The organism is Pseudomonas sp. Irchel s3a10 (assembly GCF_900187525.1).
Taxonomy (GTDB): Bacteria; Pseudomonadota; Gammaproteobacteria; order Pseudomonadales; family Pseudomonadaceae; genus Aquipseudomonas; species Aquipseudomonas koreensis_G.
This window is the reverse complement of record NZ_FYDR01000003.1, coordinates 548901-567291: the sequence shown is the minus strand read 5'-3', so window position 1 is coordinate 567291 and position 18391 is coordinate 548901. Positions and strand designations below refer to the sequence as shown.

The 18391-nt window shown below is 60.0% G+C and carries 7 protein-coding genes; 1 reads left to right on the top strand and 6 read right to left on the bottom strand.

The window, feature by feature from the left end; all coding sequences use genetic code 11:
• Positions 1-6 precede the first annotated feature (6 nt).
• The 4 genes from CKW11_RS12550 to CKW11_RS12535 all read right to left on the bottom strand — a co-directional run bounded on the left by CKW11_RS12550 (position 7) and on the right by CKW11_RS12535 (position 11432).
• The gene (locus tag CKW11_RS12550; protein ID WP_095137751.1) at positions 7-4554 is read right to left on the bottom strand and encodes a hypothetical protein; all 4548 of its coding nucleotides are present in this window, start codon (positions 4552-4554) and stop codon (positions 7-9) included.
• A 28-nt stretch (positions 4555-4582) separates the two neighbouring features.
• Complete coding sequence (locus CKW11_RS12545) at positions 4583-9157, bottom strand: hypothetical protein (RefSeq protein ID WP_095137750.1); 4575 nt, start codon at positions 9155-9157, stop codon at positions 4583-4585.
• A gap of 152 nt (positions 9158-9309) precedes the next feature.
• Entirely contained in the window at positions 9310-10410 is a 1101-nt protein-coding gene (locus CKW11_RS12540) for a polyamine ABC transporter substrate-binding protein (RefSeq protein ID WP_095137749.1), read from the bottom strand.
• Positions 10407-11432: a histone deacetylase family protein gene (locus tag CKW11_RS12535; protein ID WP_095137748.1), complete on the bottom strand. Its 1026-nt coding sequence runs from the start codon at positions 11430-11432 to the stop codon at positions 10407-10409. Before CKW11_RS12535 ends, CKW11_RS12540 begins: the two co-directional genes overlap by 4 nt.
• 619 nt (positions 11433-12051) lie before the next feature.
• Between CKW11_RS12535 and CKW11_RS12530 the strand changes: the two genes are divergently transcribed.
• Complete coding sequence (locus CKW11_RS12530) at positions 12052-12483, top strand: hypothetical protein (protein WP_095137747.1); 432 nt, start codon at positions 12052-12054, stop codon at positions 12481-12483.
• Between the two features lie 166 nt (positions 12484-12649).
• On the opposite strand, the gene CKW11_RS12525 is transcribed toward CKW11_RS12530, so the two are convergent.
• Entirely contained in the window at positions 12650-13642 is a 993-nt protein-coding gene (locus CKW11_RS12525) for an AraC family transcriptional regulator (protein ID WP_095137746.1), read from the bottom strand.
• Positions 13643-13745: 103 nt separating this feature from the next.
• Positions 13746-18368 carry a hypothetical protein gene (locus CKW11_RS12520; RefSeq protein WP_095137745.1) on the bottom strand — a complete coding sequence of 1541 codons (4623 nt, stop codon included), beginning with the start codon at positions 18366-18368 and terminating at the stop codon, positions 13746-13748.
• Positions 18369-18391: the final 23 nt, after the last annotated feature.

The following is an 18391-nucleotide window of genomic DNA, read 5'->3' as shown; positions in this document are numbered from 1 at the left end:
TCACGGTTATGTTTCGAGCTGCAGGAACAGGCTCGGATCGCCAATCCGGCGCAGCACATAGTCGATGGGTGTCAGAGCAGTCAGGGCCTGTCGACGTTCTGCGCTGAGGGTCTTCAAATGCGCATCGGCGATTTTCAGGTGCGCCGCGGTGAATTGTTCCGGTGCGGCTTCGGGCGAGTCGTAGTGAAAATGCGCGAGCCATAACGGCTGATCATGCTGGGTGCTGTCGAGTATCTGATACTCCTGAAAGTAATCCTGGCGCTTTTTGGTCTTGATCCGGCCTTTGGTGTTCCTGACGATCCGGACCTGATGATTGTCCAGCAACCATTGCAAATAGGCTTGTCGAGGCTGGCGATCCTTGAGCAGACTGGCGCGCACGGCGATGCCTTGAGCGCGTAACCGGATCGCCGCACTGTTGAGTTCCGCACTCAAATTGCCCACCGGCAACCGCGTGCCGCCGGAGGCGACAATGCGTGCCTGCGCCTGTTCGACGCTGACTGCAATCTGTTCCAGTCGCCGCGCCTGCTGATCGAACAGATCCTGCATGTCTGCCGGTATACGGTTGGGCTTCAGTGCGTCACGACGGGTCCGGTCAATGAACGCCTGCACTCGCTCATTCTGGGTCAGGGCATCGGCAATGAACTCGATGTCGCCCACGTGCGTCGTCGGGGAGGCGGAGGGTCTGACGGGAAGCATTTCTTCCAGAGGCGATTCGCTGGCGGCTGCAGGTTTGGCGGGCGCAGGGTCACGAGGCCGGCTCTTGGTGACCTTGCCAACCGGCCGGGACGGTCCTGCGACAGAGGGGCCTGGTGTGACCGGCGTGCTGCTTGCTCCGGTTTCCGGCAGCAGTTCGCTCAGTTGCTCCTGCGCCAGTTGTCTGAATTCGCCGAGCAGGCTCCTTAGCCGCGCCAGTTCTGCCGCGACCACCATGCCCGGGTATTCGCCTGGCAAGTCCCCCAGACGCTGATCGGCATCGACATAGACATCAATCAGTCGGCTCAGACGATCAATGCGCAGCGCAGTGCTGTCGCCGTTGTCGGGTTTCCTGATCAGGGCAGCGTGGCGATGTGTGGCGGTGGCGGCTTCGATTATCAGCCAACCGGTGGCTTCCCGCGCCGCTTCGGTGGCAGTTTCCTGCATGCACAACTCGTGAGACATGCCGATGGCATTGGACTTCAGATCCCACTGGTTAAACGCCGGGAGCAGTTGGCGCAAGCGTTGTGCGGTGGTCATGCCTGCGCTGCCGATGGTGTCGAGAGTTTCCAAGGAGGTACGGGACAGCTGCAGGCGGGCGATCATGTCCTGGCTCAACGCCAGGGCCTGGTGCAGTTCCTCGTTGTAACTTTGCAGCGCGGCCGGGGTATCGATGACCGTGTGCCGAGCCAATTTACGGGTCAATACCGCGTATGCGTTGCGTTTGAGAACGAACCAGAGGCTGAGGTTTTTTTGCAGCAAAGTGGTCATACGCTGCAATTCGACGAAATAGCCGTCGCTCCCCCCTTTGAGGCGCCATTGGCCAAGTATTTTCAGGGCCTCGTCGTAATCCCCGATCAGCTTTTCGACCTGTTCAAGGTAACGCCGGGTCGCCTCTTGGTGGGCTTCTCCGGAGGCGCCAAGCATGGCTGACTGGGCTTGCTCCAGAGCTGCGTTGCCGACGGCTTCCTGATTTCTGAATGCTTCCAGAGCCGCCCCGAGCTGGTTCCTCTGGATTTCCTTTTCCTTGCGCTGGGCCTTGAGCTGACTTTGCAGGCTGGTGCCCCCGGCGCCACCGCGCAGACGCAGTCGGGTATCCACGAACCATTGGCCTTGCTGGTTGTGAATCAGCAGCGGGCCGGTTTTTGACGGTGTCTGCGGATCAACGATTTGCACCTGCTGGTCATCGTTTTCAATCACGCGGAACCAGCGATCGCCCGCCTGCGCATAGGTGCTGGTAGCGAGGCGATACAGGGTCGCCTTGCCGCGCAGCAGGGTTTCCACGGCGGCTGCCGTGAGGTCGGGAGCCGGCACGGCCAGAGTATTCAGAAACGTTGCCAAGGCACCGGGCGAGCGCCGGGGCACCGAGCCGTAGGCCTCAAGCGAGGAGTAATGGCTGGCCGGGAGTTGGTCACTCAACAGCGCGGTGACGTGTGTAACCGTGGGTGGGACAGGCGTTTGTACAGGGGGGACCTGGATCCGGGGCAGTCCTTCGCTTTCGATTTCGCTTGCGCCTTCGCTGCGCAACGCTGTGCGGGGGCCGGTTGTGCGTTGTGTGGCCGCATGATGGGCCAGGATCATGCCCAGGTTCAGCAACATATCGGCGACGGCGCTCCACTGCGCGTGGGTATCGCCACGATTGTGGGCATCCACGACCTGATCGATTTCGCTGATGCTTTGCCAGACCCAGATCGCCGCGCCTGCCGGACCGCAGAGAAAGTTCGCGGCAACGTTGAACAACGCCCACCCACTGTCTCGCAGCAAGGTCCAGCGGCGTTGCGCATTGGACAACGACTGTCGGTCGGCGAGTTCGGCCATCGCCAGTGCATGGGTCTTGAACAGCACCGGGAACACCTCGCCAGTCAGTGCCGTGGAGGCAAGCCCGACCGGCCCGGCCCACTTGACGCTGGTCCAGGGTTCGGCGAGCAATTGCGCGCCCAGCCACGAACTGGGCAGACCGATGGGGAAGGTGTATTGGGCATATTTGAAACTGGTTTGCGAATCCGCCAGCCACGCGAGCACCGAATCCCTCAATTCGCCTGGCTGATGGATGGCGTACAGCAGGTTTTGCGTTGAAGGGAATTGCAGCAATGGCTGCTCAAGCAACGGACGATACAGCAGGCATGGCCCGGCTCCAGGCTGGCGCGGGGCAATGATGAACATGTCGGTGACAACATCGCCAGCAGTCTCCCCGGCATGGATAAACGTCAGCGGACGAATGACCACAGTGTGTGGATGACCGGGTGTCGGTTTGAGCCACTCCTGAACGCAGCGATAACCCTGCTCATCCACGCCGCCGAGGCGTCGCAGCTTGGATTCCAGTGCAATCAGCGGCAGCACTGCGTGCAACTGGCGGATGTAAAAGCGCTGCTGCAGGGGGGCCTGCAGCGGATCGTTGATCAGTCTGTCCCTGATCAAGCCGGGGTAGACCTCACCCATGTCGATCTTGTTTGCCATCTTCGTCAGGTAGGCGACAGTCAGCCACTGCGGCAGCGCTTGCGGCGGGTCGAATTGCAGCGTCGCCAGATACGGCGTGCGGTTTTGCAAGGCGTACTCGCCCAGGGTTTCGATATGGGTGTCATGCGGATCGGGCAGTGTCACGCCTCCCGATTCGAAGCTGTTGGTGATGCGGATTTGCAATTTGTCCAAAGGCAGCCCGGCCGCCGATGGCTGATCGGCGATGATCGCCTCACGCATGCAATTGTGCGCATACGTATCGATCGGCGGGATTGGCAACAGCGCCTTGTCTGCCTGCCGGTACAACTGGCCCAGCGCATTGATCGATTGGCTGTATTGATCGAGCTCGGAAGCCGAAGCGTCGAGCAGCCAGTCGGGTATCGAATCATCGAGGTCGATGAGGGTATTTTTCTGCGGTTCGCTGGCTCGCTCGATCAGGGGCGGGAAGGAGGTACCGTCCTCGCTTTCCTCGTCGAGACTCTGCCGGGTGATTGCCCGAATGGCATCGAGCTGGTTGGCAATCAGGACCCAAGCCATGTGGTCGAAAAAATTGCCCTCGGGTTCAAACAACTGCCACTGCAGATTCTGTCCGGCCGGTAACAGTTCGATACGCTGCGGCAGTGATTCACCCAGTTGCTGCAGAGAGTCGAATGTCTCGTAACCATCTTCCACGGTGTACATCATGACCAGATCGCGCAGGCCATAGCGTCCGAAAATCACCGCGGCGCCGCCCAGAATCAGGTGCCGGGCATCGCCTTGAGCATCGACGGAGTCGATGTCGATCAGGCACACCCGGATGTCCGACAGTGTTTTGTCGTGACGCTGGCGCTCCTGTTTGTCCGGGCGCCGCGACACCGCCCGGGCGACCAGACACTGCTCATCGTCCCAGCCCTCGGCGTTATGGACGTTCAGGGCGTCGCGCAGGGCATCGGAGAGCTCTTGCCAGCGCGGCAATTGGCGTCGGGTGCTGTTCCAGTAATCCAGCTGTCGCTCGGCGAAGGCGACAAACAACAGAGGCGAATAATCGTTGAGCAGATCGGCAATGGCCTCGATATCGACATCCATATGCACCACTGGCGTGGCTCGGTGGTTCAAGGTCAGAAAGTGTTCACCCTCGAGATAGTTGGCGCTGGAGCCGTTGAAAAATTGCCGGATGAGTGCCTCTGTCAGTGATTCAAATCGGGTCGGCAAGGCCACCCGCTCAGCGTTCAGCCATTGCCATTGTGGCGTGCCGATCATGGCCTGCTCGGGATCGATATCTTGTTGTGGATACAGCGCTTCGAGCGCCTGGCGCAGCACTGCGCTGGCGACTTCATCGACCGTGGGACCGCGACTGGTCTGATGGACGATCTGGCTCTTTTGCAGCAATGCATGGGTTTCGGTGTTCGCTGAATGCTCAGTCATTGTCATTGTCCTTTTTGACGTTTGGGGCTTATGAGAAAAACAGCGAACGCGCCAGCTGCGGGCCGATCGCGCTGCGATAGATGGCGATGATTTGCGGGCTGCTGGTGGCTGAGTCCAGGTCGAAGGCGCCGGCCATCCGTCGTTGCTCCTGCAGTTTCAAATGGGCGGCGGTGAAGGCGTCGGCCGGCGCATCGAGGCTGTTGTAATGGAAGTGCGCGTACCACAACGCCTTGCCGGTGCGCCGCTCGCGAATTTCGTACTCCTGCAGATAATCCCTGCGCGGGCCTTTGAGGCGACGCCGGGCACCGCCAGACACAATGTCGATCTCATCCTTGTGCAATAACCATTCGACCCGGGCAGCGGTTGGCGGTTGTTGCTTGGTCATCTCGACCCGTATCCGGTAGCCCTCGGCGTACAGGCGTTCACACGCCTGGTTCAATTGGGCGATCAGGGCTGGCGGCTCCTCGGTGCTGTTCGCCCGCAGCCGTGCCTGTTCAAGGCTTTTCGCGCTTTCGTCGAGCTGTTCGGCCTTGCGCTGGAACTGCTCTTCGATCTCGACGGGAATCCGACCAGGTTTTTTGGCATGGGCTTCGGTTTGCCGAATGAAGCTTTCCACGCCATCGAGCAGCGTCTGGCCCTGGCTGATCTGGGTGGCGAGATCCTGCGCCGGAGCTGGCGGGCGGCGCCGTCCGGGCTGAATGCGTTCGACCCAGACACCGGGCGTTTTCTCGTGAAAGGTGGCGATGACGTTCCCGGTCATGGGCGCTTTCACGTCCAGCAGGACTGGTTGCCCTGGCGCCGAGGAGCGCAACTCGCCGACCACTGTGCCCTTGAAGCGGGTTTTGATAATCCGTTTACGTGAGGCTGGCGCTGGCCTTGAAGGACCGGGCCGAGGCTCCACCGGCCGGTGTTCGAGGAGCAACTGCGCCAGGTGCTCTTCGGTCTGGCGCTGGAACTCGTTGATTCGTTTACGCGTATGGCTGAAGGGCTCGTCAAGCAGCACATCCTTGTGGTTGAGGGCGAAATCCTCGAACGACTGATCGATGGCGGCATACTGTTCGAGCATGCCGTTGAGGCCTTCGATCCGCTCGTTGGCCCCCAGGCTGGTGTGGTCGAGCAGCAGTTCCTGTGAGGTCTGGATCACCAGGTTGGTTGTGTCGAGCAGACGTACCAGATCGCCTTGCGCCTGAGTCAGCGCTGGCGAAGCCTGCTCTTTCAGGCAGATGTCGCGAGCCAGCGACACCTGAAGTGCCTTGAGATCATTGAGACTGAACGCAGGCAGCTTTGCGCGATAGGTATTGGCGACTTCAGCGGCACGTTTGCCCAGTCGGCTCAACTCCTGGAAACGTGACTGGGCAAACTCGATCTTGCTGATCATGCCCTCGGTCAAATCGTACATTCTGCGGTAGGTGACGGGGTCACCGGTGCCTGCGGCCGTTTCTTCGGCCTCAAGCAGCACCAGGGTTTCCTTGAGGGTTCTGGCGAAGAGGGGATCACGTTGAGCGAGCCATGTCTGGTTGAAGAACAACTGGGTACCGAGCATCTCGGTCATGGCGGTGCGGAAATGGGGCACGGTCTCGAGCAGGTTCAACGATTTCAGCTGGTCGATGGGCGCCGCGTATTCCTCGGTGCGGCGTTCAAGTGCTGCAAGAAACGTTGTCTGCTGCGCCACCAGAGTGTCGTCGCTGGCCGCAGTCATGGCGGTGTGAGCGGCTGTCAGCTCTGCGCGGGCCTGCTCGCGCGTGTTATCGAACTCGGTCAGTTGTTTCTTGAGTTCGGCGATGCGTTCATTGTTTTCCCGTCGTTTGGCCTTGCGCCGACTCGACAGACCACCGCCGCGCAGACGCAGGCGAGTGTCGACGAACCACTCGCCCCGCCGATTGCGGATCAAGCCCGGGCCCTGACGTCCGGACTGTCGCTGCGAATTGATGATCGAAACCTCACCGGTGTCGGCGACCGCCACTTCGAACCAGCGCTCACCCACCGGTGCGTAGTATCCGCTGGCATGTCGATAGAGGTGACGATAACGGCCGGCGTCGCTGGCGAGCGGGGTGAGTGCATCGGGGCGCGTAACGGCAAAGCGATCCAGGGTTTGGGTCAGGCTCAGGGCGGTGTCGGTCATCAGCGAAGTCTGGTGTTGCGCCGGATACTCACCGATCACATCAGGGCGTTGCACGATGTTCACTGGCGTTAGTGGCACCGGCTCCTTGGGCTCGGTCTCGACGGTCACCGACGTCTTTTCAGTGATGTCCCGAGACGTCGCGTTACGGGTGCTGGCGTGATGGGCGAGCACCATGGCCAGGGTCAGCAACAGATCGGTCATCGCGGTTTTCTGCTGCCCGGTGTCGCCTGTGGCAGCGGCATCGAAGGTTTGTTGCAGATCGTCCAGCACCTGCCAGATCCAGGCGGCGGTACCGACGGTTCGACCGAAAAACGGCAGTGCGGCGCTGAGGATCATCCAGCTCGCATGCTTGAAGCTCTCCCAGCGACTTTCGCTATTGGACACCGATTGCCGATTCGCCAGTTCGACCATTGCACTGACGTTGGCCTTGAACAGAAAAGCCAGGTAATCGGTAGCGATGACTGCTGTTCCCAAGGTCAGCGTGCCGCTCATCTGCAAGGAAGTCAGTGGATCGGCGAGCAGTTGTGAGAGCGACCATACCGAGGGTCGATCATCGCTGAATACGTAATTGGCATAGTTGGCGCGCGTACTGTCCGGCAACCAGGCGAGGACCGACTGACGCAATGTCGGTGAATGCTTGATGGCGTACACCAGGTTGGCCGGCGACGGGTACTGGAGCAAGGCATGATCGGACAGCGGCCGGTACAGCAGGCAGGGTCCCTTGTCCATCTGTCGGGGGCCGATCACGAACATGTTGGCCACTTCATCGGTGGTCGCCCCCGGGCGCCACGCGGGATTGAAGGCCAGCGGTCGAATGACGATCTCCTGACCGTCCACCCGGCGATTGTCGTCCAGCAATTGAACCACGGCCGCGACATAGCGATAGCCCGCCTCGTCGACCCCGCCCTGTGCGCGAATCTTCTGCTGCAAGGCCAGTAACGGCAATTCGACACGCAGCCGGCTGGTGAACAGGTTCTGCCGTCGCAGACTTTCCAGTGGGTCATCGCGCAGTTTTTGCCTGATCAGCGCAGGATAGGTCTGGCCGATGTCGACACTGACGATCAACCTCTCCAGATAATCAGCCGTCATCCATGCCGGCACCGCAGTGCTGCCGATACTGCTCACGGTCTTGTTGCCCAGCGGCAAGGCAATCAGATTCTGCAGCGCCAGATCGACCAGGCTGAAGGTGCTGCGTTCGGGCTCCAGCAACGGTGTGAAACTGCCCCACACCACCACGCTGTCGACCACGATGCGAATCTCGGCCAGATTCAGTTCAGTGGCTTCGGGATGCTCCTTGAGCAGGGCCGCCTCCAGTTGCTCCAGCGCGAACTCGCGAATCGGTTTGATGCCGTCGTCAAAGGACTGCTCGGCGTTCTGACTTTGCACCTGCGCCAGATCCATCAGATGACGGCTGTAGGCAGTCAGGTCGCTGGGCGAGGCGTCGACCATCCACTCTGGCAACGCTTGCTCGACCAGGTTGAAGCGTGAAGACGACTGCTTGTCCGTGGGATCGAGTTCGTTGGTCGTGCGGCTGACGTGGGGCGTCAGATTGGTTGTCGCCGGTTCGTTTGCCAGCGCGCCAATCGCGTCGGCCTGCAGGGCGATCAGATTGCAAGCCAGATGATCGAAGTAGTCACCGTCAGGTTCGATCAGCCGCCATTGCAGGGTTGCAGGCGGCGGTCCCTCCGTCTGGGTCTGCAGTGAGGCACCCAGTTCCTGCAGGGTATCGAAGGCCTGGAAACCACGAGTGATGGTGTGGGTGAGAATCAGCGTGCGGCTGCCGAGCGTGCCGATCAGTACGGCCATGTCGAGGACGTGCAGGTGAGTGGAAGTGCCATCGCGCGTGGTGTCCAGATCGATCAGGCAGGCGCGGGACTGATAGCGATCATCGGTACTGCGGCTAGTTTTTTGCGGATGGTCGAAAAGACTCCGGGCCATGGCGCGCTGGTCGTCGTCCCACGCCGGGTTCGTCCCGACGTTCCACAGTTCGCGCAGGGACCTGGACAATCCCTGCCAGCGCGGGGCGGAGGCGCGGGTGAACTGGTTCCAGTAATCGACCTGTTGTTCCTCGAAGGCAACAAACAGCAGCGGCGCCAGTTCATTGAGCAGCCTGGCGATAGCCTCGATGTTGACGGGCAGTTGTACCGGTGTCTCGTGCGCAGGATGCAAGGTGAGGTAGTGCTCGCCATCCAGGTAGGTCACTGGCTTGTTGGCGACGCCATGACGCACCAGCGCATCGGTCAGCGATTCGAAGTGTCGCGGCCCGGGGACGACACGCTGGTCACGCAAGGTCCAGCCAGGTGTCACCACCATTGCCAGTCGCGGGTCGATCTGTAACTTGGGGTATAGCGTTTTCAGTGCCGGTTGCAGGGCGCGGGTGGCGACTTCCCTGATTGAGGGGCCGGCGACCAGTTGGGTAAGCAGGGCGTCTTGATCGTCCGGCAGCTTGTGGTCGGCGGGAGAGTTGAGGGTTTCTGGCATGGTCACATCCTTGGTCAGAACAGCAGGCACCGCGAAAGAGGCGGTGGGCGATGCGTTGCAAGGTAGTGACGGGCTGAGCGCGGAGGGTGGTAGATAGATATCGCAGACAAAAAAAGACCCGCACGGCGGCGGGTCTCGTCGTCAGCGTCGGCTCAGGTACCGGACTTGATCTTGGTCCAGGCCCGGGTGCGTGCCCGCTCGGCATCCCGCGGCAGTGGTTGCAGGGTGTAGAGCGTGCCCATTGCCGCATCGGTCGGGTACAGGTTGGGGTTGTTGCGGATCGCCGGATCGACCAGTTGGGTGGCGTCCTTGTTCGGGTTCGGATACCCGACGAAGTCGCTGACCGGCGCGATCACCGCCGGTTGCAGCAGGTAGTTGATGAAGGTGTAGGCGTCCTCGGTGTTCTTCGCGCCCTTGGGAATGGCGAGCATGTCGAACCAGATCGGTGCGCCTTCCTTGGGCAGGCGCATGTCGACCACCACACCGTTCTTCGCTTCCTTGGCGCGGTTGGCCGCCTGCGAGAAACTGCCGGAATAACCGACCGCGACGCAGATGTCACCGTTGGCGATGTCGGCCATGTACTTGGACGAATGGAAGTAGGTCACGTACGGCCGGATCTTCATCAGCAGCGCTTCGGCCTTGGCATAGTCCGCCGGATTTTTGCTGTTGGGGTCCAGACCCAGGTGTTGCAGGGCCAGCGGCAGAATCTCCGACGGCGAGTCGAGCAGGGCAACGCCGCACTGCTTGAGCTTGCTGATGTTCTCCTCCTTGAAGATCAGGTCCCAGCTGTCCACCGGCGCGTTATCTCCCAGTGCGGCTTTGACCTTGGCCGGATTGAAGCCGATCAGGATCGTGCCGTACATGTACGGCACGGCAAATTTGTTGCCCGGGTCGTTGGCCTCGATCAGCTTCATCAGTTTCGGATCGAGGTGATTCCAGTTCGGCAGCTTGCTGCGATCCAGCGGCTGGAACACCCCGGCCTCGATCTGCTTGGCGAGGAACACGTTTGACGGCACCACCACGTCATAGCCGGAGTTGCCGGTCAGCAGTTTGGCTTCCAGCGCTTCATTGGTGTCGAAGATGTCGTAGACCAGTCTGGTCTGGGTGTTCTGCGCCTTGAAGTCTTCCAGCGCTTTGGGCGTGATGTAGTCGAACCAGTTGTAGACGCGCAGGGTGCGTTCTTCAGCGTGGACGCCGACGCTGAGCAGCGCGGCGCACAGGGCTGGCGCAATGCAGTGCTTGAGTCGGTTCATTGTTCGAACCCTTCGAGCACGTTTACCGCGTTGATGCCGATTTCCTCCACCGCGTAGCCACCTTCCATGACGAACAGCGTCGGTTTGCCGAGGGCGGCGATGCGTTTGCCCATGGCCAGGTAATCCGGACTGTCGAGCTTGAACTGCGAGATCGGATCGTCCTTGAAGGTGTCGACGCCCAGCGACACGACGATGATGTCGGCACCGTAGCTGTCGATCTCGTTGCAGGCCTGTTCCAATGCCGCGCTCCACACATCCCAGCCGGAACCGGCCGGCAGCGGATAGTTGAAGTTGAAGCCTTCACCGGCCCCTTCACCGCGTTCATCGTCATAGCCGAGGAAGAATGGAAACTCGGCTTCCGGATGGCCGTGGATCGAGGTGAACAGCACGTCGCTGCGCTCGTAGAAAATCGACTGAGTGCCGTTGCCGTGGTGGTAGTCGACGTCGAGGATCGCGACCTTCTTGTGGCCGGCATCGAGGAATGCCTGAGCGGCAATGGCGGCGTTGTTCAGGTAGCAATAACCGCCCATCAAGTCGCTGGCGGCGTGGTGTCCCGGTGGCCGGCACAGGGCGAACGCACTGCGTGCACCGCGCTGGATTTCCGCTTGGGCAGTCAGCGCCACTTGCGCTGCACTGTAGGCTGCTTGCCAGGTGCCGGCGGTGATCGGCGCGCCGCCGTCGAAGCTGTAGTAGCCGAGCTGGCCGTGCAGGCTGGTCGGTTTGATCTGCCGCAGAGTGCGGGCGGGCCAGGTGTAGGGCAGCAGGTCGCCGTCGGTGTTGAATTCGGTCCAGCGTGCCCACGCACCTTTGAAGAAGTCGAGGTAATCGCGGCTGTGGATGCGCGCGATCGGTTCGAGGCCAAAATCCTTTGGCGCTTCTACCGGGCCGAGGTTCTGGTGCTGTACCCGTTGCAGCACGTGGTCGGCGCGCGACGGCATTTCGAAACACGGCTTGAGCTGGCCGTCGATGAGTTCGCAGCGGCCGTGGTGCAGGTGGTGATCGTCCGAGTAGATCGTCAGCATTTGTTGTTCTCCGCAGGGGGCTGATTCGGTTGCCCCCAGTGTTGCGGCGCGCGACGAATCGGAGAACGGCAGGAAAGGCCAAAAGGGGATCGATATGGCCAAAAACTCTGACCGCAATTCGCCCCTCCTTTCAATGCAGCCTAGCTTCGATTCAGGCTGCAATGCGTCCCGGTGGGAGCGGGCTTGCTCGCGAATGCGCAGTGTCAGCAATCAATTTATCTGACATACCGTATTCGCGAGCAAGCCCGCTCCCACACTTAAAGCTCAGGAAATTATGCGCGGTTAATCATGATTGATAACTTAGAGATGATCTTGATGTTTAAGTTTAAATAGTGCTTAAGAAGTTTTTAAGTTGGTCTGCTTTTGGTTTTATTATTGTTTTTAATTGGCTCAAGGCATGGTGCATGCCAATTTTAAAGTTGAAAGCAGGCGCGGTCTACTGTCAGAAATTACAGGTTTTTCTCGAATTTAATACCGTTTGTCGCATGTTTTTATTTATATATTTGTTTTTTGACAGCCTGATAAGTTGGGTCTAGGTTGCCAAAGGCTTACCTCTGGCTTTTTGAGAGAGAGGCTGGCTATCCCTATTAGCTTTGATGATTTGCAAAAGGAGATTCGTATGAGTACTTCGAAATTTGAAAAATATTCGCCGGAGTTCTTTCGGGGCATCAAAAAGGCAACCGAAGGTCAGTTCAATATTAAAGTTGACGGTAAAGACCATACCTTCCCGGTCAGTCGCGCTGAAATCCACGAAAAAGGCATTGTTCTGCGCTTCGATATGAGTGGGGGGAATCCTGACGTTAACCACTTTATTTCAATAGTTATTGAGAAACAGTATTTGAATAAAAAAGTGGAGTTTACCGAGGGGGGTGAGCCCGTTTATTTCCTGTTTCAGAATGCCAAGCAAGAGTGGTTGGCGGAAAAAGGCTGGATTCATGTGTATTGGCAAGAGAACAGCGAGAAAATCAGCGGGTTGGTGGGCGATGTGGAAAGCGGCCAGCCTGGTGACTCCAAACTGGAGGGCGGGAAATTCGAGGTCACCTTAGCTTGATTGTTAAACCTTCCTGCGTCAGTTCTGCAGGAAGGTTTATTTATGCTCCGAATCGCATTTTCCAGTTTTTATCAGTTCAGTTCGCCACACAGGTCAAGTTTGATCAGTCGGCGCACGTCAGCCGACTTCAGGCTGGGAGCTGCCCAAGGCTGCGATCTTTTGATCTTCAGGGTCTGAACTGGCTCGGCGCCACCCCGCTCCAGCGCACGAACGCATGGCGGAAACTCGCGGTCTCGCTGAAGCCCAGGGTCTCGGCGATGCGGTAGATCGGCAACTGATCCTCACACAGCATCTGCTTGGCCCGCTCGAAGCGCAGTTCGTCGAGCAGTTCCTGATAGCTGCTGCCCATGTCCTTCAGGTGCCGGCGCAAGGTGCGCGGCGAGCACTTCATCTGCTGGGCCAGTCCCTCCAGCCCCGGTGCTGCATTGAGCTGGGCACTGAGCAACTGGCGAATTCGCCCCAGCCACGCCTGGCGTCCGGTGAACTCGATGTTCTGTTTGCGGCAGCGTTCGGCCATGGCCTGGTGGGTGATGCTGTCGGCCAATGGCAACGGCTGATCGAGCCAGCGCCGGTCGAAGGCGAAAGCGTTGTCCTTGGCGGCGAAGTGCAGCGGGCTGGCGAAGTGTTCGGCGTAGCTGTCGCGGTAATCCGGCGCGGCATGCTCAAAGCGTGTCGCCAGCAATGGCAGCGGATGCCCGAGCAGGTCGTCGCAGATGACCTTCAATGACACCAGGCAGAATTCCGCATTGAACACCGCCATTTCCGGGCTCTCGCGGTAATCGGCAGCGACAAACCAGACCCGTTCGCCGTCGTCTTCCAGACTCAGTTCGAAAAGTGTTCCCAGCAGCGCCGGATAGCGTATCGCCAGGCGCAAAGCGTCACCTAAGGTGGCACTGGTGAGCAGGGCGTAACCGAGGATGCCGTAGCAGGAAACGTGCATCCGCCGGCCCAGTTCCAGGCCGATGTCATGCTTGAGCGCGACCGCATTGGCGCAGACCTGCATTTCCTGATTGGTGGTGATGCGTGTGTCGGCACGGGCCAGATCCGCCGTACTGATGCCGCTGCCGGCCAACAGCGCTTCGCTCGACAGGCCTTCGGTCTTGAAGGTGTTGAGCACCAGTGAGACGGCATTGAGCGTCGTGAGGTGGGAGTGGAGCATGAGGCGGCATCCGCAGGTTTTTGGCAAAAGAGGCAGCAAGTAGCGTGCCGTGCACGACGCCCACAGGCAGGAGTGACGTCGTGCACGGTCATCGGCATATGCCTTAGCTCGCGCTGAAAAACAGCTGTCGGGCCTGCTCCACGCCGATCATGCTGCGGTAGTACGCCAGCCGTTCGGCCCGGCTCAACCCGCGAGTGCTGTCGGCCTCGAATCCCAGTTGCCGCTCCGCGGGAGTTTTCAAACGTGCAGAGAGAAAGGCTTTGTCCGGCACCCATGAGGTGGAGTACAGAAAGTGCGCGTACCACAGCACCTTGCGCGTGGTCTGGTCAGTGATGCTGTATTCGTCCAGGTAGAGCGCCTTGCCGCCCGTCAGGCGGCGTCGACTGACAGTTTTTGCAATACGGATGGTGTCGTTGGCCTGGAGCCAGGCGACACCCGATGGCGTGGGTGACTGTGCCCTGGTCATCCCCGACATGGCGGTTTTGGCCTGCAGATAAAGGCTGTCGACTGCATCGCTCAGTGCCTTGTTCAGCACCGCAGCCGAACGTTGACCGCTTTCGGTGGCGTTACTGTCGGTCAGAGCCTGTTCGATGGCCGCGCTGACGTGTTCCAGTTGCAGGGCGTGCTGGTGAAACAGGTACTCGATACCGACTGCCGAGCGTCCGGCCTGCTTCATGAGTTCGTCCATGCGCAGGGTGAACGCCGGCAGGCCGTCGAGCAGGTTCTGCCCCTTGTTCAGGCTGGTTTCGAGCGCTGGCGTCGGCGTCGGCAGGGCATTGCCGACACGTTCGACCCACACCCCGGGAGTTTTTTGATGAAAGGTCGAGATGACCTTGTCCGTGAGCGGTGACTTGATGTCGACCAGATCGGTTTCCAGCCCCTGTGCCGTCAGGCGCGGCTCGCCGATCAGCACGCCGTTGTAGCGGGTACGGATGAACTTCTTTTTCGGCCTTGGCGGTTGCACGGGGAGCGCCGGGCGGCTGCGCAGGGTGTCGCGCTCTTCGAGCAACAGCACCAGGTTGTGGCGGGCGCTGCGGTTGAATTGCTCGAGCTGTTGGCGAAGGTTTGCCAGCGGTGCCTCTTGCACACTTTCAGCGAACGCGGACTTGAAGTCTGCCAGGCGCTCGTCGAGTACGTTGAATTGTTCGATCAGATCGTTGAGGCAGTCGATGCGTTCGTCGAGCCGGGAAACGCTGCGCTCCTCAAGGGTGTCGCGCAGCGCTTGAACGGCGATATCGGCGGTATCGACAATCCGGTCGAGACTGAGCCAGGCATCCGCGGCTGTCGCCACCGAGTGTTCGGGCAGGCAGACATTGCGCGCTAGTGTCACCTGCAGTGCCTTGAGATCGTCGATCGAGTACGCCGGGAGTGCCTTGCGGGTCAGTTGAATCAGGCGCAAGCCGTCTCTCTCGAACTCTTTGAGTTGCACCAGTTGTGCCTGGATCTGCTCCAGACGCGTGATCATGTCCAGATTGAGCTCAAGCATCTGCCGCGTTTCGGCAATATGCCGGCTCTGGGGCTGTTCAGCCTGGTCTTCGAGATGATTGAGCACGCTGCGCAATGTCGGTGTGAACAGGGTCAGCGCTTCGCGAATCCCCGCATGAATCAGTTCGAGCTGCGCCTTGAGATAGCCCAGGGATCTCTGTTGGTAGTCAGCCGTTGGCGAGAACACATGCAACGCCTTGAGGTCGCTCAACGCCTGGGCATAAGCGACGCGTTGCCTGTCCAGAGACTGGAGAAAGAGCTGGCGGTGGGTCGCAGCGGTCTGAGCGGTGGCAGCATTCATTGCCTGGCGCACTTGTTCCAGCTCGCCTTGTGCTGTCACTTTACGGCTTTCGAAGGCGCTCAGGCGGGTGCGCAGTTTTTCCGCTTCGATGCGGCGTTGTGCTTCAGCCAGTTGTGTCAGGCCGGTTGAGCCGCCACCGCGCAGGCGCAGTCGGGTATCAACGAACCATTCGCCACGCAGATTGCCGATCAGGGCTGGGCCGGTATGGGTTGGATCCTGCGGATCGATGATCATGACGGTGCCGTTTTCGTCCACCGCGACCTCGAACCAGTCACGGCCCACCGGGGCGTACCATTTGCTGTTGTAGCTGTAGAGATTTCGATAGAGCCCGGGCTGGGTGCTGGCGCTGCCCAGTCGCTGCGGGCGAAGGGTTTTGAAGTGCGACAGCACGGTGCCCAGACTTGCAGGCGCGCGGTTCGCGGCGCCGCTGATATTCAGGGTCTGCTGCAGGTCAGCGGTTTCATGGGGAGCACTTTTTTCCAGTTGCTGCACGGTAATTTCAGTGGTCGTGGGGTCAGGGCTTTTCGGTGTTTCGCTTGCCGCTGTCTCATGGATCGGTCGTGGTCGGGAGCGTCCTGCGATGTGCAACGTGATCGCCATCCCCAGATTGAGCAGAACCTCGGTGAACGCTGACCATTGCGCTGAGGAGTCATCCTGCTCCCGGGCTTCCTTCAGGGCTTGCAGTTGCTCCATCACCTGCCAGATCCACGTCGCGACACCCACCGTGCGTCCGAGGAACGGCAAGACGGCATTGAACAGGGTCCATCCGGCCCGTTTGAAACTGGCCCAGCGACTTTCCGCATTTGACACCGACTGGCGGTCGGCCAGCTCGACCAGCGCCGACGCGTTGGCTTTGTACAGAGCGTCTGGCAGATCGCCCTCCACGGTCTTTCTACCGAGGCTGATCGGCCCGCTCATGATGGTCATTTTTTCCGCATCCACCAGAAACTCGGTAACGGCCCAGGGCGAGGGCAACGTGCTTGGAAACACATAATTGGCGTAGTCGCTGCGCACGCTGTCCAGGAGCCAGGCGAGCACCGAGTCACGCAGGCTGGCGGATTGCTGGATGGCGTACAGCAAGTTGCTGGGGGAAGGGTATTGGGTCAACGGCTGGTCGAGCATCGGCCGATACAGCAGGCACGGCCCGGCGCTCGGGTCTTCAGGTCCGATCACGAACATGTTGGCGACTTCGTCATGGCTGCCGTCTGTTCTGCGTTGAGGAACGAAAGCCAGAGGCCGCATGACGATGGTCTGGTCCTCGACCATGCGACGGTTGCTGTCGGGGTCCAGCACTGCGACGACATAGCGGTAACCGCGCGCGTCGATACCGGCCTTGCCGCGAATTTTCAATTGCAGGGCCAGCAGCGGCAACTGGATGCGCAAGTGCTGAGTGAACAGTGCCTGGCGCCCGGCGGATGCAGGCGTGGTGTCGACCAACTGGCTCTTGATAAGCGCCGGATAGGTCGTACCGATATTCGCGCGGGTTACCAGGTCTTCCAGATAGCTTACGGTCAGCCATGTGGGCAATGGCTTGCCACGGGTGGAGTGCAGGGTCTTGTTGCCTACCGGTACTGCAATCAGATTCTGCAAGGCCAGATCGGTGACGCTGAAATTGTAGGTCTCGATTTTTCCCGGAACAGTAAAGGTGCCCCAGATCACCGGAGTTTTGACCCGCAACTGGATCGACTCAAGGGCTGTTTCCAGATCCGTACGCTGCGCATCGGCGTGCTCGCGAAGGGTCTCGGCATGCAAGGCGTTCATTTCACTCAGCGCGTATTCGCTGATTGGCAGGATGCCATCCAGATAGGATTTGCCGTTGTTCTGGCTGTGCAGCGCAGCCAGATCCTTCAAGTGCCGGGAATAGTTGTTCAGATCCGGCACTGACGCAGCACTGAGCCAGTCAGGCAGGGCATCCTGGAACCAGCTCAATGGCGGGCCGGGCTTTTTCACCGTTGCGTCGACTTGCGGGGTGGCCGTGGACAATGGCTTGTCGAGTGGCGCAGGTGTGGCAGGAGAAAAATCCAGCGCGCCGATCACATCGATCTGAATCGAGACCAGTGCGCACGCCTGATAATCGAAGATGCTGCCCGAGGGTTCCAGTAAGCGCCATTTCAGTTGCTGGTATGACTGGAGGTTGCTGACATGCTCAGGCAAGGATTTGCCCAGTTCATCAAGAGAGTCGAACTTCTGATAGCCCTTGAGCAGCGAGTGGGCGAGGATCACCGTTTTTCCCTGCTGTGTGCCGATCAGCACCGCCATCGATACTTCGTTCAAGTGCTTCACGGTATCGCCATCGACCAGGTCAATGGCGATCAGGCAGGCGCTGCTTTGGTAGGGATCATCGATTTTCCTGCTGGCCAGATCCGCATTGCGATACACCGTGCGGGCCATCGCGCAGTCACTCTCGCTCCAGCCTTGTACCTGATCGACGTTCCAGATCTCGCGCAGGGTGTCCGACAGCGCATGCCAGCGCGGGCCGGTGCTGTCGTCGGCGCTGTTCCAGTACGCCAGCTGTTGCTCCTGAAACGCGGTGAGCATGACCGGTGCCAGCAGGTTGAGCAGGCTGGCGATTTCGTCGACCCGTACCGGTAAGTGGACGGCCGGCTCGCTGATCGGTTGTTGCGTCAGAAAGTGTTCACCTTCGATATACAGCGTCGGCGTGCCCTGCACGACCTGGGCGGCGAGAATTTCGGTCAAGGCCTGGTAGGTTGGATTTGCGGCAACGATCTGCTCGTCGACGATGGACCATTGCGGCGTGCCGATCATGGTAATGCTCGGCTCCAGATCAAGTGCGGGATACAGCTTGCGCAAGTGCTCGCGCAGCAGCACGGCGGCCACGTCGCGTAAGTCGGGGCCGACACTCAGTTGAGTGATCAGGGCTTCGGTGGGGTGGTGGCCGGCGGCAGGCGGCCGGGTGGAGCGTGTGATTGCTGAACTCATGGTGCGTCCCTGCGTTCTGGTAT

What these genes read in the sequence shown, in the direction of transcription:
- CKW11_RS12550 (WP_095137751.1), bottom strand. Translation starts at nt 4,554, where the DNA reads ATGACTGAGCATTCAGCGAACACCGAAACCCATGCATTGCTGCAAAAG.
- CKW11_RS12545 (WP_095137750.1), bottom strand. Translation starts at nt 9,157, where the DNA reads ATGCCAGAAACCCTCAACTCTCCCGCCGACCACAAGCTGCCGGACGAT.
- CKW11_RS12540 (WP_095137749.1), bottom strand. Translation starts at nt 10,410, where the DNA reads ATGAACCGACTCAAGCACTGCATTGCGCCAGCCCTGTGCGCCGCGCTG.
- CKW11_RS12535 (WP_095137748.1), bottom strand. Translation starts at nt 11,432, where the DNA reads ATGCTGACGATCTACTCGGACGATCACCACCTGCACCACGGCCGCTGC.
- CKW11_RS12530 (WP_095137747.1), top strand. Translation starts at nt 12,052, where the DNA reads ATGAGTACTTCGAAATTTGAAAAATATTCGCCGGAGTTCTTTCGGGGC.
- CKW11_RS12525 (WP_095137746.1), bottom strand. Translation starts at nt 13,642, where the DNA reads ATGCTCCACTCCCACCTCACGACGCTCAATGCCGTCTCACTGGTGCTC.
- CKW11_RS12520 (WP_095137745.1), bottom strand. Translation starts at nt 18,368, where the DNA reads ATGAGTTCAGCAATCACACGCTCCACCCGGCCGCCTGCCGCCGGCCAC.